The following is a 10,811-nucleotide window of genomic DNA, read 5'->3' on the forward strand; positions in this document are numbered from 1 at the left end:
GCCCCGCCCGCCATATCGGGATCGCCACCGGCAGACAGCGGCACGGCCACCCGCTGGTGCGGACCCTGGTGGAGTGGCTGCGGGAGGAGGCGGAGCCGCTGACGGGGCGTGAACCGCGGGACGGCGGCGCCGACCGGTAAAGGTGAAGTGGCCCGGCGCCGCCGCCCCGAGTGTGCCCCGCGTGGTGCTTCCGGCTGGTACTAGGGAGCGTTGATCAGGTCGTGCGGCGGAACCTTCACCGTGCGGGCGCCCGGCTCACCGCCCAGGATGACCTTGCGCAGCGCGACGTTGTTCTTGAGGTTGGTCTCCTTGAGCCGCTTCTCCGGGTTGGCGATCACCTGGATGTGGTACGTGCCGTTCGGCAGGTCCGTGATGTCGAAGGACTGGCCGGGACGGTACTGGGTGTACGTGTCGCCGGAGCCGACGTCGAGGACCTCGCGGACGGAGATCGAGTTCTGCTCACCGCAGGCGGTCGACAGGTCGGTGTTGTACGGGGCCCAGTTGGCGTTCTTCACCGTGTAGTCGATGGCGTCGGTGTTGGCCAGGCAGAACGCCTCCTTGCCGCTGCGCACCTCCTTGGTCTGGTCCTCGCTCAGCAGCCGGTAGCTCGCGAAGTCCGTGAAGTGCCAGTGCTCGTGGCCCTCCCGCGGGTCCCACTCCATGGTGCCGGTGGGGGTGTACCCGATCTGCTTGCCGTTCGCGTCGTAGAAGTACTGGTACGCGTCCATCAGGTCCTTGCCGGGGCTGCGGAAGCCGTCCACGACGAGGGGAGCGGGGCCCGCGTTCCAGACGTTGGCGCTGAAGGCGAGGTAGTCCTTGCCCGGCGCGTCCCCGTCCTCGCCATCGGTGATGGCGATGTCCCAGGCGGGCAGCGAACGCAGGTCGGGCTTGGGCGCGTCGGCCGGAACGCTCGCCCGGCCGGTGGGCCGCTTGGCGTTGGCCTTCAGCGCGGGCGCGATGCGCGAGCCGTCGGTGTGGCCGCGTCCGTCGCCCAGGTGGTGCGCCTGACCGCGGTCCTCAAGCGCGTGCGAGAAGGCGGGCGGCGTGGGGGCGTCGGCGCCGCGGGGGCCGTAGTGGTGCCCCGCGTGGCCGGACCGGGCGGACTCCGCGGACTGGGCGGCGGACGCGCCGTGGCCGCCGGAGTGTTGGGCGGAGTGGTGGGCGGAGGAGCGCGAGCCGGCCAGGCCCTCCCCCTCGTCGTCCTTGATCTCCCGTACCGTCAGCTTGATGGTCGGCCGGTCGTCGGGGATGCCGAAGTAGTCCCGGTACTTCTTGGCCACCGTGACCTTGGCCGTGTACTCGCCGGCGGGCAGGTCCACCGGCTTGTCGTAGTCGACCGTGCTGGAGTTGGACGCCCAGCCCTTCTCGACACCCCAGACCGAGCCCAGCGTGAACGGGTTGGTGGGGCAGCTCTGCGGATAGTGCGAGGTCGCCGGGGCGTCCGGGCGGATCCGTCCGGAGGCGTTGTTCGGGCAGAAGGCGCCCTTGCTCTTCGCCACCACCTCGCCGGCCGCGTTGGTGACCGACACGTCGATGAAGCCGGGCAGACCGGAGAAGTCCTTCACCATCCCGGCGGGCAGGGTCTTCGTCTTCGTGGTCGTTCCGCTGCGGAGGATCTGCTTGGCGACGACGGGGTCCTTGTACGACTTCCGCGTCACCTTGAACTCCAGCGGCGCCTTGTCGACCGTGACGTACGTGCCGAGGTCGAGATAGACGCCGGGCTCCCCCTCCCAGCGGTCGAGCGTCACGGAGTTCGACGCGGCGATCAGTTTGAGCTTCGGCTTCCCGGCCGCCTCCGCCGGGGCCGCGCCGGCTCCGGGAGCGGCTCCGGCGCCGGTGACGACGACGGTGAGCGCGGCTCCCGCGGCGAGCGTCGTACGCCTCATGCGTCTGCGGCGGTGTTCCTGACTGGTCATCGGTTCCTCGTCTGCGAGTGCCATGGTCAGTGGCATCGGACTGGACAGCCCACGACAGACCGGCGTACGGACACCCCCGGCATCCGGAGCCGAATCTGTGAGCACCCTGTGAGACAGGTGAAAAGGCTGTCCGGGTTGCCCGGCGAGGAGAGTTGGCCGAGAGTTGGCCGAATCCGGCCACGACCTGGCCACCGGACTGCGACCTGGCCACCGGACTACGACCTGACCCTTGGCTACGACCTGGCCCGTGGCTACGGCGTGGCCACCGGAGCGTCGTCGTGCCGCAGGGCCTCATCGGCGCGTGCCCGCTGCGCCGCCGTGAGGGCCCGGACGACGAGGACACCGGCCACGGCCGCGCCGATGACGGCCGCGTCAACCAGCAGCAGCTGCCATACGTCCGTGTAGGCGCGCACGATGACGTCGTCCTCGTCGTAGGGGTAGATCAGGCCCACCCCACCGGCCATCCCGGCCAGCCACAGTCCCCACCACCAGTTCACGACGCCCGGCAGCCGCTCGCCCGGGGCGCTCGCCCGGTGGACGTCCACGATGATGCCGCGGGGCACCCAGAGGTTCATGATCGGCACGATCCAGCCCGCGTACACCCAGATCCCGGAGTAGCGCAGGCGCTCTCCCGACAGGGCGCGCGCGTTGTCCCGGACCCGCCCCAGCCAGAACAGGAACGCGGCAGCGCAGAGCAGCATGACGGCGGAGCCCAGGGCGTCGACGATGTGGTAGCCGTCCTCCAGCGCGGTCGGCAGGCGGTGCCGGCCGCCGCCCTGGTCCATCGGCCCGGAGGCCGGCATCCCCGCCACGGCGAGTCGTATGTGCCATACGGCCCGGACCACCCAGGCGACGGCTGCCAGGGCGAGGGCCGCGACGGCGACGAGGGCGGTTGTGCGGACCGGGCGAAGCGGGAGCTCGGTCCTGTGATCGTTCAGCGGGTCAGCCTTCATGTCCATGCCCTTGTAGACGAGCAATCGATACCTCCGGATGCAGAGTTCCGCACATCCGTGGAGGCGGGGGGCCGGTCATCCGGCGGCGCCAGGCCCGCAGTCCGGCACGTCCCCCGGTGACCCCGGTGACCAGGAGCGCCGACGCGATCGGGGCCGACGTAGGCGCCGGGCAGAACAGCGAGGAGCCGGCCGGCGCCGCCCGTCCCTGGGAAAGGTGAAGTGCCACAGGACCAGGCCGCTCCCGGACAGGACGTACGACGTCGACGCCGCCCCCGTACTCGGCCCGCTCCGAAAAATTTCCGGACCGGAAACGGAATGCTGGACGCCGTGTTTCCGTGAGCACCTCCCTCACCTGGGGGTAGCAGGGACTTCAGCCCCTCGGCCAAGGTTCCGCGCATGACCGCACTGCAGACCTTCCGGCTTCCCTCCGCGATAGAAGGCGGCGAAGCCGACAAGACCCTCGGCCGGGCACTCATCGCCGCCTGGCAGTCCGACGGCATCTTCCAGATCGAGGCCACCCCCGAACAGGAAGCCGCCACGCAACGCGCCCTCAACGCCTCCCGGGCCTTCTTCAGCCGCCCTCTCCCGGAGAAGGCCAAGCACGTGTCCGACCTGACCTACAGCGGCTACGTCGCCTCCGGTGAGGAGGAGACCGCGGGCGAGAAGGACGGCTCGGAGATCTTCACCGTCTGCCCGGACATCCCGGAGGGCGACGCCCGCGTCGTCGAGGGATGGCCCTGCCACGGCCCCGCCCCCTGGCCCTCCAAGCACTACGAGGGCGCGATGAAGGACTACATGGGAGTCGTCGGGGACATCGGCCACCGGCTGCTCCGGCTGACCGCTCTCGGCCTCGGCCTGGACGACACGGAGCACTTCACCCGCCTGACCGACGACGGCTGGCACCACATGCGCGTCCTGCGCTTCCCCGCCGCCGACGCCACCTCCGAACGGGGCATCGGCTCCCACACCGACTACGGCCTGCTCGTCATCGCCGCGCAGGACGACGTGGGCGGCCTGTACATCCGGCCTCCGGTACCCGGCGAGGAGCGCGGGCGCAACTGGCTGCCGGAGGAGTCCATGGCCGGGCGGTTCGAGAACGAGGAGCCGTGGACGTTCGTCACCCCGGTCCCCTCCGTCTTCACCGTCTTCCCCGGCGACATCATGCAGTTCATCACCGGCGGAACCCTGCTCTCCACGCCCCACAAGGTGCGCCTGGCCGACCGGGAGCGCTACACGCTCGCCTACTTCCACGAGCCGTCCTTCCAGGCCGTCGCCCGCCCCCTGGACGACGACGGGGACGGCGAGGACGGCGAGGACGGCGAGTTCATCCACTACGGCACGCACTTCACCAACATGTTCATGCGCTGCTACCCCGAGCGCACGACCACCGCCCGTATCGAGGCCGAAGGCCGCCTGGACACCCTGGAGGCCCTCCGCAAGGAAGCCGTCAGCAGCTGACGGACCGCGTGCGGGTGAGGCACCGGAACCGAGCCCTCACCCGCACCCAACCCAGCGTGATCCACCAGGACCACACAAAGCCCGACGGAGATATTGCTTGGATTGTGTTCGAGTTCTAGGGTGAGCCTGGCCCCACAGGCTCCACCGTCACCAGCGCTTCCCTCCCGACTCAGCATCAACTCCACCCCTCTCCGAGGCAGTTGGAGCCACCGGGCAAGCAACAGGATCTGACGCTCCCTCAGTACGTGCACCCGCACTGTCGTCCCGAGGAAGGCCCGGTCATGCCGCACCCGCATCCGCTCCCGCACCCCTCTCCCGCCGACGGGCCCGAGCGGACGGTCCTCAGCCGCCGCCGTCTCCTGGAGGGCTCAGCCGCCCTCCTCGGCTCACTCGCCCTGACGTCGGCGTCCGGGCTCCCCTCCCCGGCACACGCGGCCGAGGGGACCGGGACGGCCGACGGACAGCCCGAGTGGAACGGCGACATCGACCTCTTCCAGGTGGGCACCCAGCCCCCGCACACCACCCTCATGCCGTACGCGAGCGTCGAGCAGGCGCTGGACGCCGACCGCACACGGTCGCCGTACCGGATCGGCCTCGACGGGAGGTGGAAGTTCGCCTACGCCGACCGGCCCGACGCCCGGAACAGCGACTTCTACCGCACCGACCTCGACGACAGCGACTGGGACAGCATCCCCGTCCCCTCCAACTGGCAGCTGCACGGCTACGACTTCCCGATCTACGTCAACATCACGTACCCGTGGTGGGGGCCCAACGGCCTGGGCGAGGAGGCACAGCCGCCGGCGGCACCCACGCGGTACAACCCCGTGGGTCAGTACCGGCGTACCTTCACCGTCCCGCGCAGCTGGTCGGGACGGCGGACGCTCCTGCACTTCGAAGGGGTCAAGTCCGCCCACTACGTATGGATCAACGGGGAGTTGGCGGGGTACTCCGAGGACTCCTACGCCCCCGCCGAGTACGACATCACCCCGTACCTCAAGGCCGGCACCAACCAGATCGCCGTGGAGGTGTACCGCTACTCCGACGGGGACTGGCTGGAGGACCAGGACATGATCCGGCTGAGCGGCATCTTCCGCTCGGTCTATCTGTACTCCACCCCGACCGTCCACCTGCGCGACTTCAAGCTGGACACCCCGCTGAGCGAAGACCACACCGCCGCCGAGCTGTCCGTCACCGCGAGCGTGCGCTCCTATGACGGCCCGGACGACGGCCGCTACTCCGTCGAGACCCAGCTGTACGACTCCCGCGGCCACGCCGTCTGGTCCCGGCCGCTCCGGCAGGCCGTCGACCTCGGGTCCGCCCCCGCCGGTGACGACGTGACCGTACGGGCGAGCCGAGCCGTGCCCGCCCCCGAGCTCTGGTCCGCCGAGCATCCGAACCTCTACACCGCCGTCCTGCGGCTGCGCGACCCGGCCGGCAAGGTGATCGAGACCCTCTCGCACCGGGTCGGCTTCCGGGAGTTCGCGCTGAAGGACGGGCTGATGCGGATCAACGGCAAGCCCGTGTCCTTCCGGGGCACCAACCGGCACGAGATGCACCCCGAGCGCGGTATGGCGCTCACCCGTGCGGACCTGGTGCGGGACATCGAGATCATCAAGCGGATGAACATCAACACCGTCCGCACCTCGCACTACCCCAACAACCCGCTCTGGTACGAACTCGCGGACGAGTACGGCCTCTACCTCGTCGACGAGACGAACCTCGAGACCCACGGCATCCGGGGCGAGTACCCCGGCAACCACGCCGACTGGACCAAGGCGTGCGTGTCCCGCGCCCGGAACATGGTCCACCGCGACAAGAACCACGCCTCCGTCGTCATCTGGTCGCTCGGGAACGAGGCCGGGGGCGGCAGCACGTTCGTCGCCATGCACGACTGGATCCGCGGTTACGACCCGACGCGCGTCATCCAGTACGAGGGCGACGACCGGCCCACGATCAGCGACATCCGGTCGGAGATGTACGACAGCCCCGCCCGCGTCGAGCAGCGGGCGAAGGACACCTCCGACACCCGGCCGTACGTCATGATCGAGTACTCCCACTCGATGGGGAACTCGACCGGCAACCTCAAGAAGTACTGGGACCTCATCCGCCGGTACGACGTCCTCCAGGGCGGCTGGATCTGGGACTTCGTGGACCAGTCGCTGAACGAGCCCGTTCCCGTGCGCAAGATCCTCACCGAGTCCGGGCCCGGCTCGCTGCGCGGTGAGGTCCTCCCCGCGAGGGCCGGCTTCGACCGTGACAAGGGTGTCTCCGGCGACACCGTCTTCGCCCGCGACGAGCATCTCGACATCACCGGCTCGCTCACCCTGGAGGCGTGGGTCACCCCGCACGTGACCGGCGGCCACCAGCCGATCATCGCCAAGGGCGACACCCAGTACGCCCTCAAGCAGACGAACAGGACCCTGGAGTTCTTCATCCACGGCGGCGGCCAGTGGGTCTCCGCGAGCTGGGCCCTCCCGGACGGCTGGACCGGAAGAGAGCACCACGTCGCGGGGGTCTTCGACGCGGACGCGGGCACACTGACCCTCCACGTCGACGGTGAGGTGAAGGGCACGCGGACCACCACCCGGCGGCCGGGCAACAACACCGCGCCCCTCTCGCTCGCCTTCGACGTGGACAACCCGACGCGGGAGTTCAGCGGCACGATCCGGCGGGCGCGTGTGTACGCCCGGGCTCTGAGCGCCGCCGAGCTGGCTTCACAGGGCCGTGGTCCCGGTGACGACGGCGTACGGTTCTGGTTCGACGCGGCCACCGTCGAGGTCGGCGAGAAGCGTTCCCGCGAGCGCACCTTCCTCGCGTACGGCGGTGACTGGGGCGACAACCCCAACGACGGGGCCTTCGTCGCCGACGGCATCGTCACCGCCGACCGCGGGCACACCGGCAAGGCCGCCGAGGTCAAGCAGATCTACCAGGCGATCAACGCGGCACCGGCCTCCGGCCGTGACGCACTGACCGAAGCCTCCGCGGCGGTCACCCTCACCAACGAGAACCTGTTCACCAACCTCCGCGAGTTCGACGGGCGCTGGTCCCTCGTCGAGGACGGGAAGGTCGTGCGGCGCGGCAAGCTGAGCCGGGCGCAGCTGGACGTCCCGCCGCTCAGCAGCAAGGACATCACCGTGCCCTTCGGGCTGCCGGACGACCCGGCGCCCGGCGCGGAGTACTTCCTGCGGCTCTCCTTCACCACCAGGGAATCCACGAAGTGGGCGAAGTCCGGCTTCGAGGTGGCCAGGCAGCAGCTCGCCGTCGACGCCGGCAGCCCGGCCGTGACGCCCGTACCGCTGGAGCGCGTACCGGCGCTGCGCCACGAGGACGGGGACAAGGCCGTCACGGTGAAGGGCAGGCGCTTCTCCGTGACCGTGGACAAGAGCAGCGGGGTCATCACGTCGTACGAGGCCGGAGGCACCCGCCTGATCACCTCGGGCCCCGCGCCGAACTTCTGGCGCGCACCCACCGACAACGACCTCGGCAACGGCCAGCACATCCGCAACCAGACCTGGCGCGACGCCGGGGCCCGGCGCGAGGTGACGGACGTGAGCGTGCGCGCCCTGCGGGACAAGGCCGTGGAGATCAGGGTCAGCGGCACGCTGCCCACCACCGTCGAGTCCACGTACACCACGACGTACACGGTGTTCGGCAACGGCGAGATCAAGGTCGACAACACCCTGCACCCGGGCGCGGCGTCCCTGCCGTACATCCCGGAGGTCGGCACGCTGCTGTTCCTGCCCGGCCGGTTCGAGCGCCTGCGCTACTACGGCCGCGGACCCGAGGAGAACCACTGGGACCGCAACGACGGCACCGACGTGGGCCTGTACTCCGGGACGGTCTCCGGACAGTGGACCCCGTACATCCGCCCGCAGGAGAACGGCAACAGGACCGACGTCCGCTGGTTCGCCCTGACCGACCGCGGCGGCAGGGGCCTGCTCGTCTCCGGCGAACCGCTGCTGGAGGTCAACGCCTCGCACTTCACCCCGGAGGACCTGTCGGTCGGGGTGCGCCACGACTACCAGCTCACACCACGGGACCAGGTCGTCCTGCGCGTGAACCACCGTCAGATGGGCGTCGGCGGCGACAACAGCTGGGGCGCGCACACGCACGACGAGTACAAGCTCTTCGCGAGCCGCGACTACGCGTACACCTACCGGCTCCGCCCCCTGACCGACGTGGACGAGGCGACGAGGCTCTCGCGCAGGCCCACGGCCGTGGAGTGAGCGGGCTGTGAGCTCCCACACCGGCTGAGCCGATACGAGGGCCGGGCCCCGGAGACGGTCGGGGCCCTCGTCATGCTCCCACCATGGCTGCCCGCGCTCGTGGCCGCCCGTGTTCTAGGAGACCTTCACGTTCTTCTCCACCGTGACCTGGTCGATGTCCGTCGTCCGGATCGTGATCTTCATCGTCCAGGTGCCGGGGAGCGGCAGCTGAAGGGTGTCGGTCGCCCAGTAGCCGCCCCTGTTCTCCAGCTTCGCGTCGATCGGGCCCACGTCCTGGGAGCGCAGGGTGAAGGTGAGGCGTATCTCGGGCACGGTCGCGATACCGCCGTCGGGGCCGAAGACCACCGCCTGGATCGAGTTCTTGCCCACCGTGGCCGGCGCGAGGTCGAGCTGGACCTTGCCCTTGCCGTTCGGGGTGCCGACGTCGAAGGGGATGAGGTTGCTGGACGCGGTGGGCGCGCCCGGCGCCGCGGTGCGGGCCCCGGCCGCCGACTCGGCCTCGGCCCTGCCGGGCAGCGTGCCGGTGAGCACCGTGGTGAGCACCATCACCACGACGGCGACCATGGCCTCCGCGAGCACGGAACGGCGGAGGGCGTGGCGGTGCCCGTCGGCGTCGGGGCCGGCCGGGGAGCCGGGGTCCGCGCCGGGGCTGCGGGGGAGGTCGCCGCCGTCGGCCTCGACCGCCGCGTCCGCGTCGGGGCCGGAAGCGCCGGGCGCTTCCTCCGTCGTCCGTACGGTGTCGTGGTCGTCGTCCGCGGATGCCGGCTCGTCGTCCGTGATCGTCACCGTCGCGCCGCCGCCCACCCGCTCGGGCACCCGCGCCTGGGCCAGTACCCGTTCCCGCCCGGGCTGCCGGGCCTCCGCACCCGCCGACACCCACCGTGCCGTCCAGCGCCGCGAGAGGCCCGCCGCCACCAGCAGCAGGACCACCGCGCACAGCTTGGCGATCAGGAGCTTGCCGTACGTCGTGGAAGTGAACAGGTCCCAGGAGCCGAGGCCCCGCCAGGACTGGTACACGCCGGTGACGACCAGCACGGCCACCGCGCCGAGGGCGAGCCGGGAGAAACGGGCGACCGCGGTGGCCGAGAGGGCCTCGGGGGCGCGGTACAGCACGGTGAGCAGGGCCGTCAGACCGCCCAGCCAGACCGCCATGGCGAGCAGGTGCAGGACGGAGGACGTCATCGCGGCGGGCACCTGGATACCCGCGGAGGCGTGCTCGGCGGAGGCCCAGGTGAGCGCCAGCCCGACGGAGAGGGCGACCTGGGCGGCGAGGACGGCCTTCTGCCGGGGCGTCTCCGCCTTCCGTACCGCGCCCGCTCCCCGTATCAGGAAGAACGCCCCCGCCAGCAGGACCAGCCGTGCCACGAGCGCCATCCCGGGCCTGCTCTCCAGCGTTCCCCGCAGGACGGACAGGTCGACGGCGTCCGTGACACCGGTGCCCCGTTCGTACGGGCCGCGGATGAGGAGCAGGACCGCCGTGGCGCCGAGGAGGGTCCACCAGCCGGTCAGCAGCAGCTTGCGCAGCGCCTCGGGGAGACCGCCGCCGAGCAGCGCCGCCGCGAAGACGGTCACGCCGATGAGGAGCGCGAGACCGCCGTACGCGATGTACCGGGTGATGTTGTGGAGGGACTCGACGATCGGGTCCTCGGTGGGCGTGGTGGCGACCGCGCTGGTCGCGGAGGGCTCGCCGATCGAGAAGAGCAGGGCGCCCGAGACCGGGTGGCTGTCCGCCGAGACCACCCGCCAGGCGATGGTGTACGTGCCGTCGTCGAGGTCCGGGGGCAGGGTCACCCTGACCGTGTCGGACCGTTTGCCCGCGCGGCCCGGTTCGCCCGTCTCCACGGCGCGGTTGTCCGGGTCGACGACACGGAGGGAGTCGTCGAGGAGGCTGACGGACTCGGTGAAGGTCAGCGTGATGTCGCGGGGTGCGGACTTGAGGACGACTCCGTCACGGGGGTCGCTGTCACGGAGTGCGGCGTGCGCGGACGCCGGTCCCGCGCCGCCGAGGAGGAGCAGGACCAGCACGGCGCCCAGCAGCACCACGCGCTGAAGCCCGCGCCGTTCACGCCCGGCTCCGAGGGACCCGGCCCGCCCGGGGGTTGCGGACTCGCCACGCGCACCGTCGTCTCGTCGTCCGCCATCTCGCCCTTCGCCCCTCGGTCGGTCCACGTCGCGTCTCCGGATCCGTATCCGTCGTTCTGGCTGTCGTATACATACGGATGGGGACGGCCACGTGCTCAGAAGGGCCGGGCGGGTGG

The 10,811-nt window shown here is 70.8% G+C and carries 5 protein-coding genes; 2 read left to right on the plus strand and 3 right to left on the minus strand.

Features of this window, described 5'->3' with window-relative positions; all coding sequences use genetic code 11:
- Positions 1-200: 200 nt before the first annotated feature.
- On the minus strand, positions 201-1,940 hold the full coding sequence (locus FNH04_RS32015; RefSeq protein WP_152789354.1) for a lysyl oxidase family protein: 1,740 nt from the start codon (positions 1,938-1,940) through the stop codon (positions 201-203).
- A 227-nt stretch (positions 1,941-2,167) separates the two neighbouring features.
- Complete coding sequence (locus tag FNH04_RS32020; RefSeq protein WP_152789360.1) at positions 2,168-2,869, minus strand: DUF4328 domain-containing protein; 702 nt, start codon at positions 2,867-2,869, stop codon at positions 2,168-2,170.
- A 396-nt stretch (positions 2,870-3,265) separates the two neighbouring features.
- Between FNH04_RS32020 and FNH04_RS32030 the strand changes: the two genes are divergently transcribed.
- Positions 3,266-4,327: a 2-oxoglutarate and iron-dependent oxygenase domain-containing protein gene (locus tag FNH04_RS32030; RefSeq protein WP_152789356.1), complete on the plus strand. Its 1,062-nt coding sequence runs from the start codon at positions 3,266-3,268 to the stop codon at positions 4,325-4,327.
- Positions 4,328-4,608: 281 nt separating this feature from the next.
- Positions 4,609-8,553, plus strand: coding sequence for a glycoside hydrolase family 2 TIM barrel-domain containing protein (locus tag FNH04_RS32035; protein WP_152789358.1), 3,945 nt, complete (start codon positions 4,609-4,611; stop codon positions 8,551-8,553).
- Between the two features lie 114 nt (positions 8,554-8,667).
- Here the strand turns inward: FNH04_RS32035 and FNH04_RS32040 are convergent, their stop codons facing one another.
- Positions 8,668-10,593 (minus strand): copper resistance CopC/CopD family protein, encoded by a 1,926-nt coding sequence (locus FNH04_RS32040; protein WP_322724432.1) that lies wholly within the window; start codon positions 10,591-10,593, stop codon positions 8,668-8,670.
- Between the last annotated feature and the right edge of the window lie 218 nt (positions 10,594-10,811).

The organism is Streptomyces phyllanthi (genome assembly GCF_009377205.1).
GTDB lineage: Bacteria > Actinomycetota > Actinomycetes > Streptomycetales > Streptomycetaceae > Streptomyces > Streptomyces phyllanthi.